This window comes from Nocardioides sp. Root122 (assembly GCF_001425025.1).
Lineage (GTDB): Bacteria > Actinomycetota > Actinomycetes > Propionibacteriales > Nocardioidaceae > Nocardioides.
Genome location: NZ_LMDE01000010.1, coordinates 114,206 through 139,085, shown reverse-complemented (window position 1 = coordinate 139,085; position 24,880 = coordinate 114,206). Strand labels below are relative to the sequence as shown.

Below are 24,880 nucleotides of genomic sequence, written 5' to 3'. Positions count from 1 at the left end.
ATGACGAACACGGTCGGCACGGCGAGCCAGGATCCTCCGGGCGCCCGACCCCCGGGACGGGTGACCATGCAACAGGTCGCCCACGAGGCCGGGGTGTCGGTCTCCACGGTCTCCAAGGTCATCAACGGCCGCTACGGCATCTCCGACATCACCTCGGCGCACGTCAACGACGTCATCACCCGACTCGGCTACGAGACGAGCCTGGTCGCGCGCAGCCTGCGCAACCAGCGCACCAACGTCATCGGCGTGCTGGTCGCCGACTTCGAGCCCTTCAGCACCGAGGTCCTCAAGGGCGCCGCCGACGCGATCCGCGACACCGACTTCGAGCTCGTCGCCTACTCCGCGGGCGGCCGCATCGGCGAGCACGTCGGCTGGGAGCGGCGCTACCTCTCGCGCCTGATGGGCACGCTCGTCGACGGCGCGGTGCTGGTGACGCCGACCGTGACGGACGTCGAGACCCACGGCGCGGTCGTCGCGATCGACCCGCACACCGGCAGCACGACGATGCCGACGGTCACGGCGCACAACCTGCAGGGTGCCCGTGCGGGGGTGCAGCACCTCCTCGACCTCGGGCACACCCGCATCGGCATGGTCACCGGTCGCGCGGACCTCGTCTCGGCCCAGCTGCGCGAGCGCGGGTTCCGCGCGGCCCTCGAGGCGGCCGGAGTCCCGGTCGACGAGAGCCTCGTGGTCCGCGGCGAGTTCGAGGCCGACGTGGCGCGCGCCTCGGCGCGGCAGCTGCTCGACCGCCCGGACCGGCCGACAGCCGTCTTCGCGGCCAGCGACCTGATGGCCCTCGCGGTCGGCGAGGTCGCCGCCGAGCTCGGCCTCGCAGTGCCCGAGGACCTCTCGCTCGTCGGGTTCGACAACATCCCCGAGTCGGCCATGTCCGACCCGCCGCTCACCACCGTCCAGCAACCCATCCGCGAGATGGGCCGGCACGCCGTCGCGATCCTCATCGAGCTCATCGAGGGACGGCAGCCGGAGGACCTCCACCACACGCTCGGCACCGACCTGGTGCTGCGCCGTTCGACCACGTCTCCCGGGAGTCCCACACCATGACCGACCACCCCATCGAGCAGCAGGACACGCCCGTGTGGCAGGACCCGACCGCCCGCGTCGAGGACCGCGTCGACGACCTGGTCGCGCGGATGACGCTCACGGAGAAGGTCGGCCAGCTCGCCAGCATCTGGCTGGTGCCGGACGACGCGGGCGACATGGCGCCGATGCAGGGTGCCGCGACGTCAGTGCCGACGTGGGAGGCGGCGATCGCCGACGGCCTGGGCCACCTCACCCGGCCCTTCGGCAGCGCACCCGTCGACCCCGAGACCGGGCTCGGCCGCATCGCCGAGCAGCAGGCGCAGGTGCGGGCCGCCAACCGCTTCGGCATCCCCGCCCAGGTCCACGAGGAGTGCCTGACGGGGCTCAACGCCTGGGGTGCCACCATCTACCCCACGCCGGTGAGCTGGGCAGCCACCTTCGACCCCGACCTGGTCGAGCGGATGGGCCGCCAGATCGGCGACCTGATGGCCCGGCTGGGCATCCACCAGGGTCTGGCGCCGGTGCTCGACGTGACCCGGGACCTGCGATGGGGCCGGGTCGAGGAGACCCTGGGCGAGGACCCGTACGTCGTCGGCACGATGGCCGCCGCCTACGTCCGCGGCCTCCAGGCCAGCGGCGTCGCGGCGACCCTCAAGCACTTCCTCGGCTACTCCGCATCGCGCGCGGGCCGCAACCTGGCGCCGGTCTCGATGGGCACCCGCGAGCTCGCCGACGTGATGCTGCCGCCGTTCGAGATGGCCCTGCGTGCCGGCGCCCGCTCGGTGATGAACGCCTACACCGACATCGACGGGATCCCCTCGGCCGCCGACCGGGCGCTCCTCACCACGCTGCTGCGCGACACCCTCGGCTTCGAGGGCACGGTCGTCGCCGACTACTTCTCCGTCGCCTTCCTGCACCACCTGCACCGCATGGCGGCCGACCTCGGCGAGGCGGCCCGCCTCTCCCTCGAGGCCGGCATCGACGTGGAGCTGCCGTCGGAGGACGCCTACGGCGCCCCGCTGCTCGAGGAGGTCACCAGCGGGCGGCTGGACGAGAAGGTCGTGGACCGCGCGCTGCGCCGGGTGCTCGAGCACAAGTGCGAGCTCGGCCTGCTCGACCCGGACTGGGCGCCCGTCGAGCCGGCGGCGGTCGACCTCGACCCGCCCGAGGCCCGCTCGCTCGCCCGCGACCTGGCCCGCCGCGCGGTGGTCCTGCTCGACAACGACGGCACGCTCCCCCTCGCGGCGGGGCTACGGGTCGCGCTGGTCGGCCCCAACGCCGACACCGCGGACGCCATGCTCGGCTGCTACACGTTCCCGATGCACGTGCTCGCGCACCACCCCGGGCACGACCCCGGTCTCGCGATCCCGACCTTGCGCGAGGTGCTCGCCGACGACCCGGACCGCGACCTCGACGTGGTGCACGAGCGCGGCTGCGCCGTCGGTGTCCCGGGCGGGACCGACGACGAGCCCGACGACCCCGAGGCAGCACTCAAGGCGGCCGTCGCCGCTGCGGCGGGCGCCGACGTGTGCGTCGCCGTCCTCGGCGACCGCGCCGGCCTCTTCGGCCGCGGCACGTCCGGCGAGGGCTGCGACGTCGCCGACCTGCGCCTCCCCGGCCGCCAGGAGGAGCTGCTCGAGCGCCTGCTCGCCACGGGCACGCCCGTCGTCGCGGTGCTGCTCGTGGGCCGCCCCTACGACCTCAGCCGGCAGGCCGACCGCCTCGCCGCGGTCCTCTGCGGGTTCTTCCTCGGCGAGGAGGGTGCGGGGGCGGTGGCAGACGTCCTCCTCGGCCGGTGCGAGCCGTCGGGCAGGCTGCCGGTGAGCTTCCCGGGCTCGGGCGGCGCGCAGCCCGCCACCTACCTCGGCGCCCCGCTGGCCCAGCGCACCGACGTCACCAGCGTCGACCCGACCGCGCTCTACCCCTTCGGCCACGGGCTCGGCTACGCGCGGGCGACCTGGGACCGCGTCGCGCTCCGCTCCGGCGACACCTGGGCGACCGACGGCGTGGCCGAGGTGGAGGTCGAGCTCGTCAACGAGTCCGACCGGGACGTCAGCGAGGTGGTCCAGGTCTACCTCCACGACCGTGCCGCGTCGGTGGTGCGGCCCGAGCAGCGCCTGGTGGCCGCCCTGCGCGTCGACCTCCCGGTGGGCGCGCGGCGCGTGGCCCGCATCGGGCTGCACGCCGACCTCACGGCGTTCACCGGGCGCGACCTGGCCCGGATCGTCGAGCCGGGCCGCGTCGAGCTGCGGGTCGGGCGATCGAGTGCCGACCACGTCGCCGTGCTCGAGGTGGACCTCACCGGTGCCGAGCGCCCGGTCGGGCCGGACCGGGTGCTCGAGCCGGAGACCAGCGTCTCGGAGGCCTGAGGAGCACGGCCGACGGGCCGCCGCCGCATCAGCCGAGCGGCACCACCATCACCGGCGACCTCGCCTCGCGCAGCACCGTGCGCGCGATCGACCCGAGGTGGTGCGGCTCCCAGGGCCGCGGACCGTGCCGGCCCACGACCACGAGCGCGGCGGCCTGCGAGTCGTCGACCAGCACGTCGCTCGGCCACTGGTGGCGGACCTCGAGCTCGACGCGTACGTCGGGGTGCTGCTGCGCGAGGTCGGCGACGGCCTCGCGGAGGAGGGTCTTCTCCTCCTCGCGCCACTCCGCGGTGACGCGGCGGGTGATGATGTCGTCGTAGACGGCGTCGAGACGCCAGGCGTGGACCACGCGCAGCGAGGCACGGGTGGCGGCGGCCCAGCCGAACGCCGTCTCCAGCACGTCACGCGGCCCGCCCTCCTCGTGGACGCCGACGACGACCTCGTTGGGCGCCGTGCCGGGCGTCCAGTCCGGAGGCACGGACACGACCGGGCAGGCCGCATGCGCGGCCAGGCCGTTGACCGTCGAGCCGGTGAAGAGCCGACCGAGGCCGTGCGGGTGCCGGTGCTGCACCACGACGAGGCGGGCGTCGTGGCTCAGCTCGGCCAGCACCCGCGCGGGCGGTCCTTCCCGCCAGATCGCCCGGAACTCGACCGCACCTGCGGTGAGCTCCTTGAACTCGCGGCTGACCTCCTGGACCACCCAGGGGCCGACGTCGGCAGTGGCGTCGAGGGTCAGCAGGACGCTCGGCGGCGGTGCCGGGTACGGCGGGTGGACGGCGTGCACGAGCACGACCTCCGCTCCGTCCCTCCGGGCACACTCGGCCGCGTAGCGCAGGGCGGCCCGCTCCCGCTCGGGGCCGGTGACTCCGACGACGATCCGGGGCTTGCCAGCGGACGGGTGGTCGGTGACCGGGGTGGTGGTGGTCATGGTGTCCTCCTTGGGTGGTGTCCCCGTGGCCCTGGTGTGCGGGCCCGGGGCTCAGGAGCCGGCCCGCTTGAGCGCGGCTCCGGCGGTCTCGAGGTCGAGGTCGAGCACCATCGGCACGTGGACCGCGGGCACGACCCGGACCGGGCAGTGCGCGTAGAGCAGGACGGCGCGGGCCGTCGAGCCCAGGTGCGTCGCGGCCGGCACGCCGTGGGTCCGGCGCACGACGACGACCTCGTCGGCCTCCTCGGACGCGACGACCAGCGCGTGCGCCGCCTGGTCGTTCACGGCCCGCACCTCGACGTCGACCTCGGGGTGGCTCGCCCGCCAGGGCGCGACGACCTCCTCGAGCTCGCGCTCGGCACGCGCGGCCCAGTCCTTGAGGGTGCCGATGTCGCCGGACAGCAGGTCGTCGTAGGCGATCGGGAGCCGCCAGGCGTGGAGCACGAGCAGCCGGCCGTGCCGCTGGCGCGCGACCTCGAACGCCTCCGCGAGCAGCGCGTCCGCGTGGTCGGGGTGCTTCACCCCCACCAGCACGACGCCCGTGGACTGCTCGGGCGACCACGTGTCGGGGACGGAGACGACGGGGACGGCCGCGCGGGCGGACAACCCGGTGGAGACGTTGCCGGTGAGCAGGCGCATCGAGACCGGCCGGCGGTCGCTGCCCACGACGATCATGCGGGCCTCGCGCCCCAGCTCGGCCAGCGTCGCGACGACGGGGCCGCGCCGCACGTGCGGGCGGAGGGGGACGTCGTCGTGCCGTGGGCCGACCTGCTCGAGCGAGGCGTCGAGCGCGGCTGCGCCGGCGTCCATCAGCTCGTCCGGCGGCACCGGGTAGAAGCCGTTCATCGGTGCGACGTCCGGGACCACGTGGACCACGTCGACGGCGCCGCCGCTGCGGGCCGCCTCGGCCGTGGCGTAGCGGATCGCGTGCGCGCTCGCGGACGAGCCGTCCACGCCGACGAGCACGTCCTCGGTGCGGTGCTCGGACCGTGTGCTGCTGGACATCTCCTGACCTCCTGCTGGGTTCCTCTCCCACCTCCAGCCTCGACCGGTCCGGTGCGCGCCGGCAGGGCCGGAGGAACCCGGGTCCCGGGACCAAGTGCCCGGCCGGGGCGCGTCAGTCGAGCAGGACCCGCTCGCCGTACGACGGGACGACCGCCGTCCACCCCAGCTCGCGCGCGATGCGGGCAGCGAGTGCCTCGGCCGAGCGCGGCTCACCGTGGACGACGTACACGGTGCGGGGCGGTCGCGGCGAGCGGCTCAGCCACTGCAGCGTCTCGTCGGCGTCGGAGTGCACGGAGAAGTCCGGCACGTCGACGACCTCCGCGCGCACGGGGACGTAGCGGCCGTGGATCTTCACCTGCGGTGCCCCTTCGGCGAGCTGCCGACCGCGCGTGCCCTCGGCCTGGTAGCCGGTGAGGACCACGCAGTTGCGCCGGTCGGGCAGCTGGTGGGCGAGGTGGTGCACGACCCGACCGCCGGTGGCCATGCCCGAGGCCGAGATGATGATGCACGGCCGGTCCGGCCTGTTGAGCCGCTCGGAGCCGGCGGCGTCGTGCACGGTGTGCACGTTCCGGACGTCGAGGTCGGACATCAGGTGGCGGGCGTCGTCGCGGAACTGGGAGCCACCGCGGGCTGCCGCGCCGCGGTAGACGTCGAGGCTCGCGAGCGCCATCGGGCTGTCGACGTGGATCGGGACGTCGGGGACCAGTCCCTGGTCCACGAGCCGCCGGATCTCCAGCAGCACCAGCTCGGTGCGGTCGACCGCGAAGGCAGGGATCAGCACCGTGCCGCCGCGCTCCACCGTGCGGGTGATCGCGTCGGCGAGCACCTGCGGATCGGGGACCGGGTGGGTCCGGTCGCCGTAGGTCGACTCCACCACCACCGTGTCCGCCGGTGGCGGGTCGTCGGGCGGACGGAGCAGCGGGTGGTGGCCGCGCCCCAGATCGCCGCTGAAGACGACGTGGTGCGCACCCATCGCCACCTCGACCGTGGCCGAGCCGAGGATGTGCCCGGCGGAGCGCAAGGTGGCGACGGCGCCGCCGGCCAGCGCCACGGGTGCGCCGTAGTCCACGGGCTCGAACAGCCCGAGGGCACGCTCGACGTCCCGGCTGTCGTAGAGCGGGAGCGCCGGGTCGTGCTTGGAGAAGCCGGCAGAGTTGGCATACCTCGCGTCCTCCTCCTGCAGGTGCGCGCTGTCGCGCAGCACGATCGCGGCCAGCTCGGCCGTCTCGCGGGTGCAGGTGACGGGCCCCCGGTAGCCGTCCTTGACCAACCGCGGCAGGTAGCCGACGTGGTCGAGGTGGGCGTGCGTGAGGATCACGTGGTCGAGGCCGGCCGGGTCCCCCGGGAAGGGGTCCCAGTTGCGCCGCCGGTGCACCGCGAGCCCCTGGTAGAGACCCGCGTCGACGAGGATCCGGCTGTCCGGCCCCTCCAGCAGGAAGCGGCTCCCAGTCACCGTGCCGACCGCTCCGAGGAACGTCATCGCAGGTTGTGCGGCATGGCGCCTGCGTCCTGATGCACCACCGGGGATCATGCGGCACCTCCAGCTCGACTCACTCCAGCGTGGACCACGCCGGGGCCCGTGGACAGGGCCGACCTGCCGCTCCCCAGGGGGTCGCAGGTCCCGCCGGGGTCACCCCTGCGGCAGGTCGGGTCCCGTCTCCCAGACGCGGACCCAGTCGACGTACATGTGCTGGGGCAGCCGCTTCTCCTTGATCCGGGGCACCTCGTAGTCGGCCGCGATCAGGCTCAGGATCGGGAACTGCCGCTCCGCGGACACACCACGGGTCATCCGGCCGGTCTCCCGACCGTCGATGCGGAAGACCAGCAGCCGCGGGGTCCACTCGACGGAGAACACGTGGTAGTTCTTCGACCAGCCGTCGCGCCGGCTCCGCAGGAAGGACGCGGAGTCGGTGACCCAGCCACCGGTGGACACCCGGCGCCGGCCGTCGTAGCGGTGCATGAAGGTGGCCAGCCCGCCCTGCGGGTGGTGGTCGCCGAAGTACTCCACGACGTCGATCTCGCTGCCGAGGGCGCCGGGGTACATCCCGCCGGTCGGCTGCAGCCAGAAGGCGCCGTGCTGGCCGCGGAGCTGCTGGAACTTCACCCGCGCGGCAGCGACGCCGTACCGGAAGGAGAACTCGCCCTGCGTGCCGATGTGGCCGCTGAGGCGGTAGGCGTAGCGGCCGGACGTCGCGTCACGACCCTTGATCCGGCACCGCGTCGTCGCGTCGGGGTCCTTCATGACACTGAGCCGCACCGCTCCTCCGCCGACGCTGACGGCGCGCGGGTCCCCCTTGGAGCAGGACCGACGGTTGCCCATCCCGTGCTCACGGCCGCGGGTGCTCCACTGCCGGCCGAGCTCGGTGCCGGAGAACTCGTCGGTCCAGGTCGGCTCGATCCAGCGGGCGGTGCTCACCGGTGTGCTGGTGCGCGACCTCAGGCCGCCGAAACGCATCGCCCTGACCCGGTACGACAGCGGCCGACCGTCGACGACGGCCGCCGCGGCGAACTGCGCGCGCCCCCGTGCGTCCTGTCGTCGGGTGGCGACGACCTGCCACGCGTCGCCGGACCGGACCTGGAGCTGCACCCGGCGACCGACCCGGACCGGGCGCACCGTCGCGGTGACCGCGGCCGACGCGCGGTCGGGGTCGGCGACCTGCCCGCCGAACTGCACGACCGGGGGCAGCGCCTCCAGCCGGATCTTCTGTCCTCCGACCTTGCGCACCGAGACACTCGGCGGGACCTCCTCCGCCTCGTCGCCGGCCGCGCCGGGAGCGGACCAGGCGAGCAGTGCGGTGGGGAGGAGCAGGGCGAGGCTGCCCACGAGGAGGCGGCGGGCGTGCGTGGGGGCTGGCATGGCGGACCTTCGGTTCGAACGGGTCGTGCTGACGGCGGTGTGACGCAGCGGAGGCCGTCCTGGTTGTCCGAAGGGGCCGAGTCCCCGGTCACGTGCCTGCGAGCTCCTCCAGCCGCGCGAGCGTCCGCGCGAGCACCGGGTTGGCGTCCCCCTCGCGCGTGGCCACGACCAGGTCCACGCCGGGCGTGCCGACGAGGGGCACGTAGACGACGCCGGGCACGTTGAGGTCTGCCGTCGGCTCGGGGACGATCGCAACCCCGAGGCCCGCGGCGACGAAGGTGACCAGCGTCGAGGTCTCCGCGACCTGGTGCTCGACCTGCGGCTCGAGGTCGGCGTCGGTGAACAGGTCGTGGACCAGCGTGTGCATGGCCGATCGTCCGTTGCCTGCGTGGATGACCAGGCCCTCCCCCGCCAGCTCGGCGACCCGCAGCCGCTTGCGGTCGGCGAAGCGGTGCTCCTGCGGGAGCGCGACGATCAGCCGCTCGTGGCGCACGTCGGTCACCGCGAGGCCCGTCATGTCGGGGAGCCGGCGCAGCAGGGCGAGGTCGAGCGACCCGTCGTGCAGGGCGGCGACCTGGTCGGGCGAGAGCATCTCGCCCCGAAAGCCGAAGTCGACGTCGGGCAGCTCGCTGCGCATCCGCTTCGCCAGGGCCGGCAGGAGCGAGTACGTCGCCGAGCCCACGCACCCGACCATCAGCCGCCCGGTCCGGCCGGCGGCGATCCGGGCCGCGACGGCGCCCGCCTCGTCGACCGCGGCGAGGATCTCGCGGGCGTGGTCGAGGTACGCAGCGCCCGCCGGCGTCAGGTCCACCCGGCGGGTGGTGCGCGTCAGCAGGGTGACGCCGAGCTCCGCCTCGAGCTGGCGGATCTGCTGGGAGAGCGGGGGCTGCGCCATGTGGAGCCGTTCGGCGGCCCGGCCGAAGTGGCGCTGCTCGGCGACGGCGACGAAGTAGCGGAGGTGGCGCAGTTCCATCCACTCATACTCGCAGGGTTCCAGTCCCGCGAGAACGGACGTTGCTGCGTATCACTGGGCACCGCGAGCCGGTCCTCGCCCTCAGCCGCCGAGGATCCACGGGGTGAAGGTGCGGCGCGCCGGCGCCCAGTCGACCGAACCGGCGATCTCGTCCGCGAACCTCACGGCGACCCGGACCCTGTTCGGCTCCCGCAGGCAGGTGCGTGGGACCCGCACCCACACCGGCCGGTCGTCGAACATGTCGGCATGCGCCCGCAGGCCCGGGCATCGCACGAAGCGCGACGGGCGCTGGCCGAACGACTCCACGACGGCGAGCTGGCCGCCGAAGTCGGAGTTCGCGCGGAACTCCACCGCGTACGTCGGCCGGGGTCCGCGCCCGGTGTCGATCCAGAACCGGTAGACCTGTCCGGCCGCCAGCGGGACGGCCGACCGGACGCTGACCTTCACGGCGTTCTCGTGGGCGACGCGGACCCGGGTGATGTCCACCGACGTCGCGTCCCCGACCGGGTCGTCGAACGACCCCGTGTCCGCTCGTGCCGCGCCGGGCAGCCCCAGCGCCGCGACGACCGCGCCCGCAACGAGTGCTCGACCACCTGCTCTGCGTACGTCCATGACGCTCCCTCCCCCGGGACCGCCATCGTCGCGCTGCGTCGCCACTCACCGCAAGGGTCGAAGGTAGGTTCGCCGCCATGTCGGACGACCGGACCACCACCCGCGTGTACGTCGACATGGTCGGCGACCTCTTCCACGCCGGCCACGTCGCCCTGCTGCGGGAGGCACGCAGCCACGGCGACCGGCTGGTCGTCGGCGTGCTGTCGGACGAGACCGCGGCGGCGTACAAGAGACGCCCGATCATGACGCTCGCCGAGCGGGTGGCAGTGATCGAGGCCTGCCGCTGGGTCGACGAGGTCGTCCCGGACGCGCCGTTCGAGGTCACCCATGAGTTCCTCGACGAGCACCGCATCACCACCGTCGTCCACGGCGACGACCTGACGCCAGAGGGCGCCGCCTCGATCTACGGCCCGGCCGTGGCGTCCGGGCGCTACGTCGCCGTCCCCCGCACCAGCGGGCTGTCGACGACCGAGATCATCCGCCGGGTGCGCGAGGCCGCGACCTGACCGGCGCGTCGGACGACCACAACCTCCCGCCTGCGGCCACCTCCACGCTCAACCGGACGGCCGCCGACGACTTCTGGTCGTCCGACGCGCCGCCGAGCTGTCGTGCCACCATCGAGCCCGTGACGTCCCAGCCGGTGCACCACCTGGCGATCGACGAGGCAGAGCGCCGGGCCCGGTCCAGCGCCCGGTGGGAGACGGCGCCGGAGACCACCTTCGCGATGACCGACGAGGACCACGACCGGTGGCTGGCGTCGTACCACCCGCCGACGGCCGAGGAGCTCTCCTACGCGCCGGTGCCCGGGCCGCCGGCCGGCGTCGACAGCTGGTTCCACTGGGCGAGCGAACGTGGCCGACGCTGCCGCGGCTGGACGTGCCCGAAGGCGTTCAAGACGTCTGACGTCTCAGTCGGCGCCAAACGGATACTTCACTGTATCGAACGTCACGATTAGGTTCGATCCATGCCCGACATCGTCATCTGTGAACCCGTGCGCACCCCGGTGGGTCGCTACGGCGGCGCGTTCGCCTCGCTGTCCGCCGTCGACCTGGCGTCGACCACCCTCGCCGAGCTGGTCCGCCGCACCGGCCTGCAGGAGGGCGACGTCGACGACGTGATCCTCGGCAACTGCTACCCCAGCGGCGAGAACCCGGCGATCGGCCGCATCGCGGCCCTCGACGCCGGCCTGGGCACCGGCGTGCCCGGCCTCCAGCTGGACCGCCGCTGCGGCTCCGGCCTGCAGGCCGTGCTCTACGCCGCCGCGCAGATCGCCAGCGGTGCCGGCACGGTGATCGTCGCGGGCGGCGCCGAGTCGATGTCGAACGTCGAGCACTACGCCCTCGGCCTGCGCACCGGGGTCAGGGGCGGGTCGGTCGAGCTGATGGACCGTCTCGTCCGGGCCCGCGAGACCGCCGGCGGCAAGGACCACCCGGTCCCCGGCGGCATGCTCGAGACGGCCGAGAACCTCCGCAAGGAGTACGACATCTCGCGCGAGGAGCAGGACGAGCTCTCGGTCCGCTCCCAGCAGCGCGCAGGTGCCGCCCACGAGGCCGGCCGGTTCGCTGACGAGCTCGTGCCCGTCACCGTCCCGGGTCGTCGCGGCAAGCCCGACGTGGTCGTGGACCGCGACGAGCACCCCCGCCCCGAGACCACCCTCGAGCAGCTGGCCGCGCTGAAGCCCGTGCGCGAGAAGCTCGACCCCGCCTCCACCGTCACCGCGGGCAACGCCAGCGGCCAGAACGACGGCGCCGCGATGTGCGTCGTCACCACCCGTGAGGAGGCCGAGCGCCGCGGCCTGCGTCCCCTGCTCGCGCTGAGGTCGTGGGCGGTCGCCGGCGTCGGCCCCGAGGTGATGGGCATCGGGCCGGTCCCCGCGACCGCCGCCGCCCTCGACCGCGCCGGCCTCACCCTCGACGAGATCGACGTGATCGAGCTCAACGAGGCGTTCGCCGCGCAGGTGCTCGCCTGCCTGCGCGAGTGGAAGGTCGACCCCACCGACGAGCGGCTCAACCCCAACGGGTCGGGCATCTCGCTCGGCCACCCGGTCGGCGCCACCGGCGCGCGCATCCTGGCCACGATGGCCCACGAGATGCAGCGCCGCGAGTCGCGCTACGGCCTCGAGACCATGTGCATCGGCGGCGGCCAGGGCCTCGCCGCGATCTTCGAGCGGGTCGTGTGATGAGCGCCGTCGCGGTCCACCACGTCGTCACCGGTCGCGAGGACGCGCCCGTCGTGGTCCTGTCCAACTCCATGGGCGCCGACCTCCGCATGTGGGACGGCGTGCTCCCCGCGCTCGAGGAGCACTTCCGCGTCGTCCGCTATGACACCCGCGGCCACGGGCAGTCGCCCGAGGCCCCCGGCCCCTACTCCATGGACGACCTGGCCGACGACCACGTCGCCCTGCTCGACACCCTCGGCGTCGAGAAGGCCCACCTCGTCGGCCTCTCCCTCGGCGGGATGATGGGCATCCGCCTGGCTGCCCGTGACCCCGAGCGGGTCGACCGCCTCGTCCTGCTGTGCACCGCCGCCTTCCTCGACGTCGGCCCGGCCTACACCGAGCGCGCCGCCCAGGTGCGCGCCGAGGGCACCGCGTCGGTGGCCGAGGGGGTGGTGAGCCGCTGGTTCACCCCTGACCACCTCGAGCAGCACCCCGACGTCCGCGAGCAGCACGTGGCCATGTGCGCCGCGACCTCCGCCGAGGGGTACGCCGGCTCGTGCGAGGCGATCGCCGCGATGGACCTTCGGCCCGACCTGGCACAGGTCACGGCCCCGACCCTCGCGATCGCCGGCGCGGACGACCCGGCGACGCCGCCGTCGTACCTCCGCGAGATCGCCGACGGCGTTGTCGACGGCCGCTTGGTCGTCGTACCCGACGCGGCGCACCTCGCCGCCACCCAGCAGCCGGAGGCCGTGGCCTCCGCGATCCTCGAGCACCTCGGAGTGGAGTCATGAGCACGGGCAACACGATCGACAAGGTCGTCCCCAGCGCGGACGACGCCGTCGCTGACATCGCGCCCGGCTCCAGCCTCGCCGTCGGCGGCTTCGGCCTGGTCGGCATCCCCTGGACGCTGATCGGTGCACTGCTCGAGCAGGGCGCCGACGACCTCACCGTCGTCTCCAACAACTGCGGCGTCGACGGCGCGGGGCTCGGCCTGCTGCTCGAGGCCCGCCGGATCACCCGCGTCATCGCGTCGTACGTCGGCGAGAACAAGGAGTTCGGCCGGCAGTACCTCGCCGGCGAGCTGACCGTCGAGCTCACCCCGCAGGGCACGCTCGCCGAGCGGCTTCGCGCCGGCGGTGCCGGGATCGGCGCGTTCTTCACCCCGACCGGCGTCGGCACGATGGTCTCCGAGGGCGGCCTGCCGTGGCGCTACCACCCCGACGGCACCGTGGCCCTGGCCTCGGAGCCGAAGGAGGTGCGCACCTTCCACGGCGTCGACATGGTGCTCGAGGAGTCGATCGTCACCGACGTCGCGCTGGTCCGCGCCGCCACGGTCGACCGCGCCGGCAACTGCGTCTTCCACGCCTCGGCCCGCAACTTCAACATCCCGGCCGCGATGGCCGGCCGCCTGACCATCGTCGAGGCGGAGGAGGTCGTCGAGATCGGCGAGATCGCCCCCGACGACGTCCACCTCCCTGGTGTCTTCGTGCAGCGCATCGTCGAGCTGACGCCCGCGCAGGCGCACGAGAAGGACATCGAGAAGCTCACCACCCGGCCCCGACCCGCACCCGAGGAGGTGTCCGCATGAGCTGGACCCGTGACGAGATGGCCGCGCGCGCCGCGCTCGAGCTGCGTGCCGGCGAGTACGTCAACCTCGGCATCGGCCTGCCGACCATGATCCCGGCCCACCTGCCGGCGGACTCGACGGTGACGCTGCACGCCGAGAACGGCATCCTCGGCGTCGGCCCCTACCCCTACGAGGACGAGGTCGACCCCGACCTCATCAACGCCGGCAAGCAGACCGTCACCGTCCTGCCCGGCGCGTCCTTCTTCGACTCCTCGCTGAGCTTCGCGATGATCCGCGGCAGCCACATCGACACCGCCGTGCTGGGCGGGATGCAGGTCTCCATGGCGGGCGACCTGGCGAACTGGATGGTGCCCGGCTCGATGGTCAAGGGCATGGGCGGCGCGATGGACCTCGTCAGCGGCGCCCGCCGGGTGATCGTGCTGATGGAGCACGTCTCGCGCAGCGGCAGCCACAAGCTCGTCGCGGAGTGCGACCTGCCGCTCACCGGCCGCCGCGTCGTCGACCGCGTGATCACCGACCTCGGCGTCCTCGACGTCGCCGGCGACGCCTTCGACCTCGTCGAGCTCGCACCCGGCGTCACCGTCGAGGAGATCGCCGATCGGACCGGTGCCCCGGTCCGGGTGCCGGTCGGGGTCTGACATGACCACCCAGCGCGTCGAGCAGGTGCAGGACGAGGGCCTGGCCGCGCGCGTGCGCCGACTGGAGGACCTGCACGCCATCGGGCAGCTCCGGGCGCACTACTGCCAGGCCCTCGACGACGGTCGATGGGACGACCTGGTCGACCTGTTCACCCCCGACGGCGCGTTCGTCGGCCTCTCGACCGCGCGCGGCCACGACGAGCTGCGCACCTTCTTCGCCGACCTCCAGGACGGCCCGCTGTCGGCCTGGTGGCACTTCTCGTCCAACGAGACCATCGACCTCGTGGGCACACCCGCCCACGCAGCGACCGGAGCGACGTGGCTCGACCAGCCGTGCGTCGTCGACGGTCGCGCCCACGTCGCCGCCGGGCGCTACCAGGACCAGCTGGTCCGTGGTGACGACGGCCGGTGGCGCTTCGCCGAGCGTCGCGTGACGTTCTTCTACTGGGTGCCCGGGGACGAGGACTGGGCCCCCGGTCGCTACGGCTGGGCACCCGCGCGCGCCGCGGCCGATGCCCGCACCCTCGAACGGCTCCCCGCCGACATCTCACCGTCCGCCTGATCCCAGCAACGACGAGTCCCGCCCCGGCACGACGACGTGCCGGCGCCATCCGAGTGCGCCCTCGCGCGCCCTGCCCCGATCCGGAGACCTCCATGACGCACACCCTCACGCCGCCCACCTCGCCGCCGACACCGACGGGAGCAGCGCCGGTCGCGGACCGTCGTACGCTCACGCGGGTCTGCACCGCCGTGCTCCTCGGCTCGGCCCTCGAGTGGTACGACTACTTCCTCTACGGCGCCGCCGCCGCGCTGGTCTTCGGCCAGGTGTTCTTCCCGAGCGCCTCCGACTCGACCTCGCTGCTGCTCTCGCTGGCCACCTTCGGCGTGGGCTTCGTGGCCCGGCCGATCGGCGCGATGGTCTTCGGCCACATCGGTGACAAGCACGGCCGCCGGCCCGCGTTGATCGCGACCCTCATGCTGATGGGGCTCTCCACGACGGCGATGGCGCTGATCCCCTCGCACGCGATGATCGGCATGGCGGCCCCCGTGCTCCTGGTCGTGCTGCGCCTGCTGCAGGGCATGGGCTCCGGGGCGGAGTACAGCGGCGCTTCGGTGTACGCCGTCGAGTACGCGCCGCCCGGACGCCGCGGCTTCTTCGGCTCGTTCTCCGCCGCGGGCGTCTACCTCGGCCTGGTGCTGTCGTCGGGCGCGCTGCTGCTCACCACCTCGGTGACGAGCGACGCCCAGTTCGCCGCCTGGGGCTGGCGACTGCCGTTCCTGGCGAGCATGCTGCTGATCGCCCTCGGCCTCTGGATCCGGCTCCGCCTCGAGGAGACGCCCGCCTTCGAGGAGGTCGTCGACGACGCCGCTCCCGCGAAGGCACCGCTGCTCACGCTCGTGCGGACCCAGTGGCGCAGCATGCTGCTGGTGATGGGCCTGGTCGCAGCACCGCTCTCGTTCAGCCACCTCTACCAGGTCTTCGCGCTCTCCTACATGGCCGACCACGGCTACGACCGCGTCACCGGCACGACCGGGCTCCTCATCGCCGGCCTCGTCGTGATGATCACCGCCCCGCTGGCCGGCATCGCCTCCGACCGGTTCGGCCGCCGCCCGGTCCTGATGGTCGGCGCGCTCTACGCGATCGCGTTTGCCTTCCCGTTCTTCGTGCTCGTCGACAGCGGCCGTCCGGTCCTGGCGATGCTGGCCCTCGCGCTCGCCCAGGGCGGCAGCGTCGGCATCATGTTCGGGGTGCAGGGCGTGGTCCTGTCCGAGCTCTTCAGCACCGCCAGCCGCTACAGCGGCGCGGCCGTGAGCCGGGAGTTCGCCGCGATCATCTTCGGCGGCTTCGCACCGCTCATCGCGGTGAGCCTCGCCGCCTCGGCGAACGGCGCCTCGTGGCCCGTCGGCATCTACGTCGTCGTGCTGGCCGGCATCACGTTCGTGTCCGCGCTCCTCGCGCCGGAGACGTCCCGCGGCAGCCTCTCGGACGCACGCGAGGGCTGACCCCGTCCGCGAGGACGCCCACGGAGGGCACGGAGGGCACGGAGGGGTTTGCCCCAAAGTGGGTCTTGCCTCCAAGGCGGCGTGGTGCGAGCGTCCGAGGATGACCGGTCCGCGCCGCCACCACGCCCTGCTCGCCCTCGTCGCCTCGGCGCTCGCGCTGGCCACCGCACTGGCGCCCGGCGCGAGCGCCCAGGCAGGGCCGCCAGGAGCAGGCCACGGCGGTACGCCCGCCCGGAGCGCCACGGTGATGACGCGCAACCTCTACCTCGGCGCCGACCTCGGTCCGATCCTCACTGCCCTCGCCACGGGCAACGACGCGACCATCGTCGGGGCGGCCACCCGGACGTGGGGCGCGGTGCAGGCGACGCTGCCCCCCGAGCGCATGGGTGCGATCGCGGACGAGATCATCGCGGCGGACGCGGACGTGGTCGGGCTCCAGGAGGTCACCACTTGGACGACCTTCGCCTACAACCCGCAGACCAGGACGGTGAGCAGCCCGACGGTGGCCTACGACTTCCTCGACCTGCTGCTCGACGCCCTTGCAGCCCGTGGTGCTGACTACGACGAGGTGGCCGGGGCGATCGCGCACAACTTCTCCTCGCCGCCGATCCCGGTCCTGGCCAGCCCCACCGCCACCTTCCCCACACGGGCCGTGCAGCTCGCGGACCGCGACGTCGTGATCGCCCGCAGCGGCGTGACCGCCACCAACGCCCGCACCGGGACCTACCAGAACATCGTCAGCTTCCCCTTCGGCGCCTCGACGCTGCCGGTGGCGCGTGGCTGGGGATCGGCCGACGTCCGGGTCGGCAAGGCGACCTTCCGCTTCGTCAACTCCCACCTCGAGGCCTTCGGCATCCCGGGCGTCGACGCCGAGCAGGTGCGTGTCGCCCAGGCAGGTGAGCTGCTGGCCGCCCAGGCCGCGATCGCCACCCAGTCGGGGAGCCTGCCGATGGTCTACGTCGGCGACTACAACTCGCGCGCGCCGGTGGCGGCGGCGTACTCCACGCTGCTGGCGGGCGTCGGCACGGACGCCTGGACGCGCAGCCACCCCGGCGACCCCGGGTTCACGTGCTGCCTCGGCGCGACGCTGACCGATCCCACGAACCCGCTCACCGAACGGATCGACCTCGTCCTGCTCGGCGAGGGCGTCAAGGCCCCCCGCGTCGACATCGTCGGCGACGACCCCGCGGAGATGACCGCCTCCGGGCTCTGGCCCTCCGACCACGCCGGCGTGGTGGCGCGGGTCGTCATCCCCGCCCGTCGCTGCCGGTGACCGCCCGCCACCCGTAGGAGGACCGCTCAGGCCCCGGGCGTGGTGCCGGCGCGGACCGCGGCCAGCTCGCCGCGCGAACGGATGCCGAGCTTCGCGTAGATCCGGGTGAGGTGGTACTGCACGGTCTTGGTCGAGACGAAGAGCTCCGTCCCCACCTCGCGGTTGGACATCCCGCGCGCGACCAGGTCGGCGACCAGCTCCTCCTGCGGCGTCAGCGTCACGGCGTCCCGCTCGACCGCGGCGCGGCCGGCATGGACGCCTCCGGCGCGCAGCTCACGGTCGCAGCGCTCGACGTACGTCGTCGCGCCGAGGCGGGCGTAGAGGTCGCGCGCTGTCTGCAGGACCGGGTCGGCCTCACGCCGCTTCCCCGCGCGACGCAGCGTCTGGCCCCAGGCGAAGTGCGTCCGCGCCCGGTCGTACGGGAGCGGCAGGTCCTCGAGGAGGTCGGCGGACTCCTCGAACGCGACGCGCGCCGCGTCGAGGTCGCCGGTTGCGGCGAGCACCCGGCCGCGGGCGTAGCGCAGTCGCGCGCCGGCCGAGCGGTGGCCGCGCTCGGCAGCCAGCTGCTCGTGCGGGCGCAGGAACGCGTCCGCCTCCTCGTGGCGACCCTCGATGGCGAGGGCGTTGGCGTACACGTCGGCCCAGGGCCACGCGCCCGGCTCGTCGATGCTGCCTCCCGCCCACGGCTGGCGCAGCGGGTCGAGCGCGCGGAGGACCCCGGCGTAGTCGGCGCGCGCCTCGGCCACGCTCGCGCGAGCCAGCGCCGCCGCGACGCGCATGATCTCGTAGTCCCGTGGGCCGGCGGCCGCCTGGCGGACCGCCTCGTCGGCGCGTGCCCACTCGCCCCGCAGGCCGTGCACCTGGGCGCGGGTCCAGGCGAGCAACGGCTCGATCAGCCGCATCCCCGTGCGCTCGGCGAGGACCGCGCCCCGCTCCGCGGTGCGCACCGCGTCGTCCCAGTCGCCGCTCACGAAGTGCGCGCGGGCCAGCCAGGCGTGCGCCCACAGAGCGATCCGGGTCGAGCCGCCGAGGAAGTCCGTCGAGACGGCCGACGACAACGCCTCGCGGGCCACGTCGACCTCGTCGAGGGCCAGGGCGGTCCAGCCGCGGCCCATCGCCACCCGCTGCGCCTGGGCGCCGTGACCGACCTGCTCGGCAAGGGTCGCGTAGTCGGCGAGCGCCTGCGCGCCGTGACCCGTGCCGGCGACGCCCAGGCCGCGGATGGCGGCCGCCTCGACGGCGGGTGGTGACCCCGGGGTGGCGAGCGCGAGCGCGCGGTCCGCCCAGTCGACCAGGTCCTGGCCGCGGCAGCGGGCCAGGCTGTGCAGCACCCGGCGATGGCAGATCAGGGCCGCGACGTCGGGGTCGCGCTCGACGTTGACCAGGTCCCACGCCCGCACCAGCCGGCCCTCCGCCTCGGCCGAGCGCCCCCGCACGATCGCGAGGTAGCCCAGCGCCGCGTTGCGCAGCGGGGTCTCGCGGAGGCTCTCGACCTCCGCGACAGCGGCGGCGGCGCCGAGCGTGTCGCCCGAGCCGACCAGCGCGTCGAAGGCGCGCGAGAGCCGGTCCTCGCGCGTCCCGCGCTCGGCGCTGAGGCGCGCGGCGCTGGACAGCAGCTGGGCGACCGCGCCCCACTCCCCCGTCCTGGCCCGCTCCGCTGCCAGCTCGTCCAGCTCGTCGGCGAGGCCGGCGTCGGCCGTCGGGGTGGCGCTCGCCAGGTGGTCGAGACGTGCCACCGGGTCCTCGACCAGGGCCGCGGCCGCGCGGTGCAGCTCGGCGAGCCGGACCCGGCCCATCGAGGCCAGGACGGCGGCGGCGACCATCGGACCGCTCGGCTCGACGCGTGCGGCACCGAGGTGCTCGACCCAGCGCACCAGACCGCCCCCGACCAGCTCGTCCACGGGCGCGAGCGGCTCGGCCACTCCGGCCAGCGCCGCCGCCAGCGGCACGGGTGCGCCGCCGAGCACGGCGACTGCCTCGGCCATGGCCCGGGCCGGGGCAGGCGCTGAGGTGAGCCGCGCCGCGACGTCGGCGGCCACGCGGGCGGGAGGCGGGAGTGCGGGCGCGACATCGGCCCAGAGCTCGGGCGGCTGCTCGGCCAGCAGCTCGAGGGCCGCGCCGGGCCGACCGGACGTGAAGCGGCACAGCCGCTCGGCGAGGCTCGGGTGCAGCGCCACGCCGGCGAGCGCCGCCAGCTGCTGCACGTCACGGGGGTCGAGCGGCGCCAGCACGACGCGATCGGCGACGCGATCGATCACCTCCGCAGCGCCGGGCGACGTCACGGGCGCCGACACGGCGAGCACCGCGAGCACGCGTGCCTCGGGATGGTGGCGTACGGCGCTCCAGAGCGCCTGCAGCGACGCCGGGTCGGCGTGGCCCGCGTCGTCGACCACGACGAGCACCGGGTCCGCCTCCTCGGCGACGGCGTCGGCAAGCTCCGCTGCGGCCGTGCCCACGGCGAGCGACCGGGGCGGCGTGCCGAGCAGCTGCGCCACCACGCCGAGTGCGACGTCCGCCTCCCACGGCACGGCCTGGGCCCGCAGGCACCGCCCGCCCGCTGCGGCGTGCTCGGCAGCAAGACGGCGCACGAGCGCGGTGGTGCCCGTGCCCCGGGGGCCGGTCACCACGACGAGTCCGGGACCGGACTCGCCGACCTGCCGCAGGCGCTGCTGCAGGTCGGCGAGCTGGGCGTCGCGCGCCACGAGCACGGGCGTCGCGTCGGCGTCGGTCACGCAGTCACGGTAGACCTGACCTGACCCGGGACGGGGACCTCAGCCCGGGTCACCGCCGGCCACGGGAAGCACCGTGCCGGTGATGTAGGAGGCTTCCTCGCTGGCGAGGAAGGTGATCGCCGCCGCCTGCTCGTCGAGCGAGCCGTAGCGACGCATCAGCGAGTGCGACAGGGTCTGGTCGATGTGGGCCTGGAACCACTCCTGCTCGCGCTCGTCCTGCGGCACCGGGGTGCCGCGCGAGATGCGCCGCGGCGGGGCCTCGGTGCCGCCCGGGGCGGTGGCGACGACGCGGATGCCGTGGTCGGCGTACTCCAGGGCGAGCGAGGCGGTGATCGCGTTGATCCCGCCCTTGGCCGCGGAGTAGGGGATCCGGTGGATGCCCCGGGTGGCGGCGGACGACACGTTGACGATGACGCCCGCGCCGCGCTCCACCATCCCCGGCAGCACGGCCCGGCAGGAGAACAACGTGGTCATCAGCGAGCGCTGCACCTCGGCGCTGATCTCGGCGTCGGTGAACTCGGTGAACGGCTTGAAGTTGATCGCACCGCCCACGTTGTTGACCAGCACGTCGACCCGGCCGAAGCGGGCCACGGCCTGCGCGACCACCGTGGTCGCGCCGTCGTAGGCCTCGAGGTCCGCGACCACCGCGAGTGCTCCCCGGCCGGTGGCAGCCAGTTCCTCGGCGAGCTCGTGGACCAGCTCGGAGCGGTCCGCGAGCACCAGCCGGCCGTCCTCCGCGCTGATCCGGCGGGCCACGGCCTCACCGATGCCCTGGGCGGCACCGGTGACCACGACGACCTTGCCGGCGAAGCGGCCGGGGGTCGTGAAGCGCGGGCGCTCGGAGGTCCGGCTCGCGTCCATGGCGCGGCGCATGGTGGTCTTCGACCGGTCCGCGTGGGCGCTGACGAGCTGGCGGGCCGCAGCGCGGTCGCCGCGCTCGATCGCGTCGACGATGTCGAGGTGGTCCTGCACGCAGAGCGGGTGGCACCACGTGGCCTGCTTGAGCACCTCCTCCATCCTGCCCTTGACCCCGAGGGCCTGGTAGGCGCGCAGGAGGTGCTCGTTGCCGGTGAGGGTGAACAGGTAGTCGTGGAAGGCGGCGTTGGTGTCGGTGTACGCCGCGGCGTCGACGAAGCGGTCGCCGTCGACGTACGGCGCGCAGCCCTCGGCCAGCAGCCGGTAGCCGGCGACCTGGCGCGAGCTGATCCGGCCGAGCACCAGGTCGAGCGCGCCGAGCTCGAGCGCCATCCGGGCCTCGAAGATCGCGTCCGAGGCGTGCACCGATGGGTGCTCCTCACCGATCTCGTAGCCGTCGGTCGTCCCGCCCGCGACGGCCTCCTCGAGCGGCGGGGCCACCAGCGCGGTGACCTCACGCGCCGGGAAGGCCTGCCGGCCGGCGAGCGTACGAGCCGTCGCTGCGACCGCAGCTGCATCGGGGGCCACCCCGCCCCGGAGCCCGACGAGCTCGCGGGCCGGGAACAGCTCCTGCCCCGCCACCGAGCGCCCGGCGAAGCCCACGACCAGGGACTCGTCGTCGGCCGCGTGGACCAGGGGGACCGCGCCCCGCGCGCCCACCGGTTCCCGCACCTGCGGCTCCGGATCCGCTGGCGCCTCGGTGACCTCGACGCCCGGCTCGACGCCCTGCTCGACGCCCGGCTCGATGCCCGGTTCGACGGCGGTGCCCGTGCCGGACAGCGCGAACTTCTCGTAGTAGAAGCCGGTCGGCTCGATGCCCTGGTCGGCGAAGTGGCCGCGCACCGCCTCCACCATGGGCGGCGGACCGCAGAGGTAGACCGCGACGTCGCCCTCGTGCAGGTGCTCGGCTCCGATGAGGCCCATGACGTAGCCCTGGTGGGCGGCCCTGGTCGCCGGGTCGGAGACGCAGTGGTCCCACGTCAGGGCAGGGAGCTCCGACGCGAGGGCGTCGAGCTCGGCCAGCTCGACGAGGTCGTCGTCGGTGCTGACGCCGTAGACCAGGTGCGTGGGCCGGGTGCTGCCGCTCGCACGCATGGTGCGCAGGATCGACAGGATCGGCGCCAGTCCGGTGCCCCCGGCGATCAGCAGCAGGGGGCGCTCGGCCTCGCGCAGGAAGAAGCTGCCGTTGGGCCCGGTGAAGCTGACCTCGTCGCCGACGGCAGCCTGCTCCGACAGCCACGTCGACATCACGCCGCCCGGGGTGAGCTTCACCAGGAAGCCGAGCGAGCGGTCGTCGGTGGCGGTGCTGAAGGAGTAGGACCGGGACTCCCCCGTGCCGGGCACCTCGATGTTGACGTACTGCCCGGGTAGGAAGGCGAGGTCGTCGCGCTCGTCGGTCTCCACCGTGAGCGACACCGTCGTCGGTGAGAGCCGCTCGAGCCGCGTGATCGTGGCCTTGTACGTCGCCGCCCGGGTCTTGGCGACCGCCGACGTGCTCGCGATCTGGAGCACCAGGTCCGAGCGCGGCTTCATGCTGCAGGGCAGGACCATGCCGGCGGCCGCCTCGTCGGGCGACAGGGCGTCCTCGATGTAGGTGCCTCCGTCGTAGTCCCCCGACTCGCACAGCGCCTTGCAGGTGCCACAGGCACCGTCGCGACAGTCCAGCGGGATGTTGATGCGGGCGCGGTAGGACGCGTCCGCGACGGTCTGGTCCTCCGCGCACGTGATGAAGCGGGTGACACCGTCCTCGAAGGCGAGGGCGACCTGGTGGCTGCTCATGGCTGCTCCTGACTCGGGCGGGCCCGGGCGGGCTCGGGGAAGGGCGGTGCTCAGAAGTGGTAGACGTCCACGACGTGGTGGATGTAGTCGTTCTTCAGCACCACGGTCTTGCGCCGGATCAGCGGGCTCTCGCCGGAGAAGTCGATCGTGTAGAAGGACGTCCCGTAGTACGGGTCGATCGTCTTGTAGCGGAAGTACATGGTGTGCCAGTTGAACCGCACGTCGACGAGGTCGCCGCGACGCTCGATCACCTCGACGTTGCTGATGTTGTGGCTGGTGCGCGGCTCGGGGATCGAGGTCGCGCTGGAGCGCTCGGTGCGGATCCGGAACACGCGGTCCTCGAGGCCGCCCTTGTTGGGGTAGTAGATGAGCGAGATCTCGGTCTGCGGGTCCTGGACGAGCTCGTCGTCGTCGGTCCACGCCGGCATCCAGTACTCGCAGTCGTCGGCGTAGCACTCCAGCCACTTCTCGAACTCGCGGTCGTCGAGGAACCGCGCCTCGCGGTAGAGGAACTGCTCGAGGTCGTTCTGCGTGATCAGCCGGCCACCGGTCACGGTGCTCGTGTCGGTGCTCATGCCTGCGCCTCCGTCCCGGCCTCGCGGGCCACCGCGGCCCGCATCGTGTCGAGCCAGTAGCCGTGCTGGACGGGGTAGAGCCCCTCGTCCTCGTTCTTCACCCCGGCCGAGATGACCCCGGGCATGTCGAGCGCGAGCGCGACCTCGTCGGGTCCGGTCAACCAGTGCTCGGCACCACGGCTCATGTCGTTCCACGGGGCGGCGGTGGCCTGGAAGGTGAGCTGGCAGGAGCGGAACTCCTCCAGGTCGTCCGGCGTGGCCATGCCGGAGGCGTTGAAGAAGTCCTCGTACTGACGGATCCGCCAGGCCCGCGACTCCTTCGACTCGCCCTTGGGGGCGATGCAGTAGATGGTGACCTCGGTCTGGTCCGGCGAGATCGGGCGGAAGTGCCGGATCTGCGTGGAGAACTGGTCCATCACGTAGACGTTGGGGTAGATGCACAGGTTGCGGCTGCCCTTGACCATGAACTCGCCCTTGGCGTCGCCGTAGGTCTCCTTGAGCTTGTCGAGGCGGTCCCACAGCGGGCGGTCCTCGGGGTTGCCGGCCCAGGTCCACAGGCACAGGTGGCCGTTGGGGTAGGACCAGTAGCCGCCGCCCGACTTGCCCCAGCTGCCGGCGTCGAGCGTCTTGGTGGTGTTGGCGGAGTCGCCGGTGTTGCGGCGCGAGGTGGTGGCCGCGTAGTTCCAGTGGGTCGCGGTGACGTGGTAGCCGTCGGCGCCGTTCTCCGCCTGCACCTTCCAGTTGCCGTCATAGGTGTACGTCGACGAGCCGCGCAGCACCTCGAGGCCGTCGGGCGACTGGTCGACGAGCATGTCGATGACCTTCGTCGCGTCGCCGAGGTGCTCCTCGAGGGTGGACACGTCGGGGTTCAGCGAGCCGAACAGGAAGCCGCGGTAGCTGTCGAACCTCGCGACCCTGGTCATGTTGTGCGAGCCGTTGCTGTCGAAGGTCGCGGGATAGCCGGCCCCCTCGGGGTCCTTGACCTTGAGCAGCGTGCCGTCGTTGCGGAACGTCCAGCCGTGGAAGGGACACGTCAGCGTGGTCCGGTTGTCGGTCTTGCGGCGGCAGATCATCGCGCCGCGGTGGGCGCACGCGTTGATGAGCAGGTTGAGCTCGCCGTCCTGCCCGCGGGTGATCACCACCGGCTGGCGACCCATGTAGGTCGTGACGTAGTCACCCTTCTCGGGCACCTGGCTCTCGTGGGCGAGGTAGATCCAGTTGCCCTCGAAGATGTGCTTCATCTCGAGCTCGAAGACCTGCTCGTCGGTGAAGATCCGGCGGTTGGCCCGGTAGATGCCGGCGTCGCGGTCGTCGACCACCGCGTCGGCGAGCACCGACTGCACGTGGGAGAGCGTCTCGGTCATGGGTCCTCCAGGAGGTTCTGGGTGGTGGTCCGGTGGTGGGGTGGACCCGACCGTTCCACGACGTGT

21 protein-coding genes are annotated in these 24,880 nt (G+C 73.5%); 11 read left to right on the top strand and 10 right to left on the bottom strand.

Annotation, left to right across the window (positions count from 1 at the left end):
- On the top strand, positions 1-1,062 hold the full coding sequence (locus tag ASC64_RS09865) for a LacI family DNA-binding transcriptional regulator (RefSeq protein WP_200937663.1): 1,062 nt from the start codon (positions 1-3) through the stop codon (positions 1,060-1,062).
- On the top strand, positions 1,059-3,410 hold the full coding sequence (locus ASC64_RS09860) for a glycoside hydrolase family 3 protein (protein WP_056907375.1): 2,352 nt from the start codon (positions 1,059-1,061) through the stop codon (positions 3,408-3,410). The genes ASC64_RS09865 and ASC64_RS09860 overlap by 4 nt, the downstream gene beginning before the upstream one ends.
- Before the next feature lie 28 nt (positions 3,411-3,438).
- Here ASC64_RS09860 and ASC64_RS09855 read toward each other — a convergent pair whose 3' ends face one another.
- The 6 genes from ASC64_RS09855 to ASC64_RS09830 form a co-directional block, all read right to left on the bottom strand.
- Complete coding sequence (locus ASC64_RS09855; RefSeq protein ID WP_056907374.1) at positions 3,439-4,338, bottom strand: universal stress protein; 900 nt, start codon at positions 4,336-4,338, stop codon at positions 3,439-3,441.
- Between the two features lie 51 nt (positions 4,339-4,389).
- On the bottom strand, positions 4,390-5,343 hold the full coding sequence (locus tag ASC64_RS09850) for a universal stress protein (RefSeq protein WP_056907373.1): 954 nt from the start codon (positions 5,341-5,343) through the stop codon (positions 4,390-4,392).
- A 112-nt stretch (positions 5,344-5,455) separates the two neighbouring features.
- Positions 5,456-6,823: an MBL fold metallo-hydrolase RNA specificity domain-containing protein gene (locus ASC64_RS09845; protein WP_235563638.1), complete on the bottom strand. Its 1,368-nt coding sequence runs from the start codon at positions 6,821-6,823 to the stop codon at positions 5,456-5,458.
- 150 nt (positions 6,824-6,973) lie between these two features.
- Positions 6,974-8,200, bottom strand: coding sequence for a glycoside hydrolase family 16 protein (locus ASC64_RS09840; RefSeq protein ID WP_056907371.1), 1,227 nt, complete (start codon positions 8,198-8,200; stop codon positions 6,974-6,976).
- Between the two features lie 88 nt (positions 8,201-8,288).
- A complete protein-coding gene (locus ASC64_RS09835) occupies positions 8,289-9,173 on the bottom strand; it encodes a LysR substrate-binding domain-containing protein (protein WP_056907370.1) in 885 nt (294 codons plus the stop codon).
- Positions 9,174-9,254: 81 nt separating this feature from the next.
- Positions 9,255-9,785, bottom strand: coding sequence for a hypothetical protein (locus ASC64_RS09830; protein WP_056907369.1), 531 nt, complete (start codon positions 9,783-9,785; stop codon positions 9,255-9,257).
- A 77-nt stretch (positions 9,786-9,862) separates the two neighbouring features.
- Between ASC64_RS09830 and ASC64_RS09825 the strand changes: the two genes are divergently transcribed.
- The 9 genes from ASC64_RS09825 to ASC64_RS09785 all read left to right on the top strand — a co-directional run bounded on the left by ASC64_RS09825 (position 9,863) and on the right by ASC64_RS09785 (position 17,449).
- A complete protein-coding gene (locus tag ASC64_RS09825) occupies positions 9,863-10,291 on the top strand; it encodes an adenylyltransferase/cytidyltransferase family protein (RefSeq protein WP_056907368.1) in 429 nt (142 codons plus the stop codon).
- Between the two features lie 119 nt (positions 10,292-10,410).
- Complete coding sequence (locus ASC64_RS09820) at positions 10,411-10,740, top strand: hypothetical protein (protein WP_056907367.1); 330 nt, start codon at positions 10,411-10,413, stop codon at positions 10,738-10,740.
- A gap of 9 nt (positions 10,741-10,749) precedes the next feature.
- A complete protein-coding gene (locus ASC64_RS09815) occupies positions 10,750-11,964 on the top strand; it encodes an acetyl-CoA C-acetyltransferase (RefSeq protein ID WP_056907366.1) in 1,215 nt (404 codons plus the stop codon).
- Positions 11,964-12,737, top strand: coding sequence for a 3-oxoadipate enol-lactonase (gene pcaD / locus ASC64_RS09810; protein WP_056907365.1), 774 nt, complete (start codon positions 11,964-11,966; stop codon positions 12,735-12,737). Before ASC64_RS09815 ends, pcaD begins: the two co-directional genes overlap by 1 nt.
- A complete protein-coding gene (locus ASC64_RS09805; RefSeq protein ID WP_056907364.1) occupies positions 12,734-13,534 on the top strand; it encodes a CoA transferase subunit A in 801 nt (266 codons plus the stop codon). Before pcaD ends, ASC64_RS09805 begins: the two co-directional genes overlap by 4 nt.
- Positions 13,531-14,172 (top strand): 3-oxoacid CoA-transferase subunit B, encoded by a 642-nt coding sequence (locus ASC64_RS09800; protein WP_056907363.1) that lies wholly within the window; start codon positions 13,531-13,533, stop codon positions 14,170-14,172. Before ASC64_RS09805 ends, ASC64_RS09800 begins: the two co-directional genes overlap by 4 nt.
- Position 14,173: 1 nt before the next feature.
- Complete coding sequence (locus ASC64_RS09795) at positions 14,174-14,734, top strand: nuclear transport factor 2 family protein (RefSeq protein ID WP_056907362.1); 561 nt, start codon at positions 14,174-14,176, stop codon at positions 14,732-14,734.
- Positions 14,735-14,826: 92 nt separating this feature from the next.
- Complete coding sequence (locus ASC64_RS09790) at positions 14,827-16,176, top strand: MFS transporter (RefSeq protein ID WP_056907361.1); 1,350 nt, start codon at positions 14,827-14,829, stop codon at positions 16,174-16,176.
- A gap of 100 nt (positions 16,177-16,276) precedes the next feature.
- A complete protein-coding gene (locus ASC64_RS09785) occupies positions 16,277-17,449 on the top strand; it encodes an endonuclease/exonuclease/phosphatase family protein (RefSeq protein WP_056907360.1) in 1,173 nt (390 codons plus the stop codon).
- A gap of 26 nt (positions 17,450-17,475) precedes the next feature.
- Here the strand turns inward: ASC64_RS09785 and ASC64_RS09780 are convergent, their stop codons facing one another.
- Genes ASC64_RS09780 through benA form a run of 4 tightly spaced genes read right to left on the bottom strand, consistent with a single transcriptional unit; the run spans position 17,476 to position 24,814 of the window.
- Entirely contained in the window at positions 17,476-20,181 is a 2,706-nt protein-coding gene (locus ASC64_RS09780) for a helix-turn-helix transcriptional regulator (protein ID WP_056907359.1), read from the bottom strand.
- A 39-nt stretch (positions 20,182-20,220) separates the two neighbouring features.
- On the bottom strand, positions 20,221-22,875 hold the full coding sequence (benC, locus tag ASC64_RS09775) for a benzoate 1,2-dioxygenase electron transfer component BenC (RefSeq protein ID WP_056907358.1): 2,655 nt from the start codon (positions 22,873-22,875) through the stop codon (positions 20,221-20,223).
- Between the two features lie 50 nt (positions 22,876-22,925).
- Positions 22,926-23,450 (bottom strand): benzoate 1,2-dioxygenase small subunit, encoded by a 525-nt coding sequence (gene benB / locus ASC64_RS09770; RefSeq protein ID WP_056907357.1) that lies wholly within the window; start codon positions 23,448-23,450, stop codon positions 22,926-22,928.
- Complete coding sequence (gene benA / locus ASC64_RS09765; protein ID WP_056907356.1) at positions 23,447-24,814, bottom strand: benzoate 1,2-dioxygenase large subunit; 1,368 nt, start codon at positions 24,812-24,814, stop codon at positions 23,447-23,449. Before benA ends, benB begins: the two co-directional genes overlap by 4 nt.
- Between the last annotated feature and the right edge of the window lie 66 nt (positions 24,815-24,880).

Excerpts from the sequence above, each read along its gene's own strand:
- ASC64_RS09865 (WP_200937663.1), top strand. The coding sequence starts at position 1 with ATGACGAACACGGTCGGCACGGCGAGCCAGGATCCTCCGGGCGCCCGA.
- ASC64_RS09860 (WP_056907375.1), top strand. The coding sequence starts at position 1,059 with ATGACCGACCACCCCATCGAGCAGCAGGACACGCCCGTGTGGCAGGAC.
- ASC64_RS09855 (WP_056907374.1), bottom strand. The coding sequence starts at position 4,338 with ATGACCACCACCACCCCGGTCACCGACCACCCGTCCGCTGGCAAGCCC.
- ASC64_RS09850 (WP_056907373.1), bottom strand. The coding sequence starts at position 5,343 with ATGTCCAGCAGCACACGGTCCGAGCACCGCACCGAGGACGTGCTCGTC.
- ASC64_RS09845 (WP_235563638.1), bottom strand. The coding sequence starts at position 6,823 with ATGACGTTCCTCGGAGCGGTCGGCACGGTGACTGGGAGCCGCTTCCTG.
- ASC64_RS09840 (WP_056907371.1), bottom strand. The coding sequence starts at position 8,200 with ATGCCAGCCCCCACGCACGCCCGCCGCCTCCTCGTGGGCAGCCTCGCC.
- ASC64_RS09835 (WP_056907370.1), bottom strand. The coding sequence starts at position 9,173 with ATGGAACTGCGCCACCTCCGCTACTTCGTCGCCGTCGCCGAGCAGCGC.
- ASC64_RS09830 (WP_056907369.1), bottom strand. The coding sequence starts at position 9,785 with ATGGACGTACGCAGAGCAGGTGGTCGAGCACTCGTTGCGGGCGCGGTC.
- ASC64_RS09825 (WP_056907368.1), top strand. The coding sequence starts at position 9,863 with ATGTCGGACGACCGGACCACCACCCGCGTGTACGTCGACATGGTCGGC.
- ASC64_RS09815 (WP_056907366.1), top strand. The coding sequence starts at position 10,750 with ATGCCCGACATCGTCATCTGTGAACCCGTGCGCACCCCGGTGGGTCGC.
- pcaD (WP_056907365.1), top strand. The coding sequence starts at position 11,964 with ATGAGCGCCGTCGCGGTCCACCACGTCGTCACCGGTCGCGAGGACGCG.
- ASC64_RS09805 (WP_056907364.1), top strand. The coding sequence starts at position 12,734 with ATGAGCACGGGCAACACGATCGACAAGGTCGTCCCCAGCGCGGACGAC.
- ASC64_RS09800 (WP_056907363.1), top strand. The coding sequence starts at position 13,531 with ATGAGCTGGACCCGTGACGAGATGGCCGCGCGCGCCGCGCTCGAGCTG.
- ASC64_RS09795 (WP_056907362.1), top strand. The coding sequence starts at position 14,174 with ATGACCACCCAGCGCGTCGAGCAGGTGCAGGACGAGGGCCTGGCCGCG.
- ASC64_RS09790 (WP_056907361.1), top strand. The coding sequence starts at position 14,827 with ATGACGCACACCCTCACGCCGCCCACCTCGCCGCCGACACCGACGGGA.
- ASC64_RS09785 (WP_056907360.1), top strand. The coding sequence starts at position 16,277 with ATGACCGGTCCGCGCCGCCACCACGCCCTGCTCGCCCTCGTCGCCTCG.
- benC (WP_056907358.1), bottom strand. The coding sequence starts at position 22,875 with ATGAGCAGCCACCAGGTCGCCCTCGCCTTCGAGGACGGTGTCACCCGC.
- benB (WP_056907357.1), bottom strand. The coding sequence starts at position 23,450 with ATGAGCACCGACACGAGCACCGTGACCGGTGGCCGGCTGATCACGCAG.
- benA (WP_056907356.1), bottom strand. The coding sequence starts at position 24,814 with ATGACCGAGACGCTCTCCCACGTGCAGTCGGTGCTCGCCGACGCGGTG.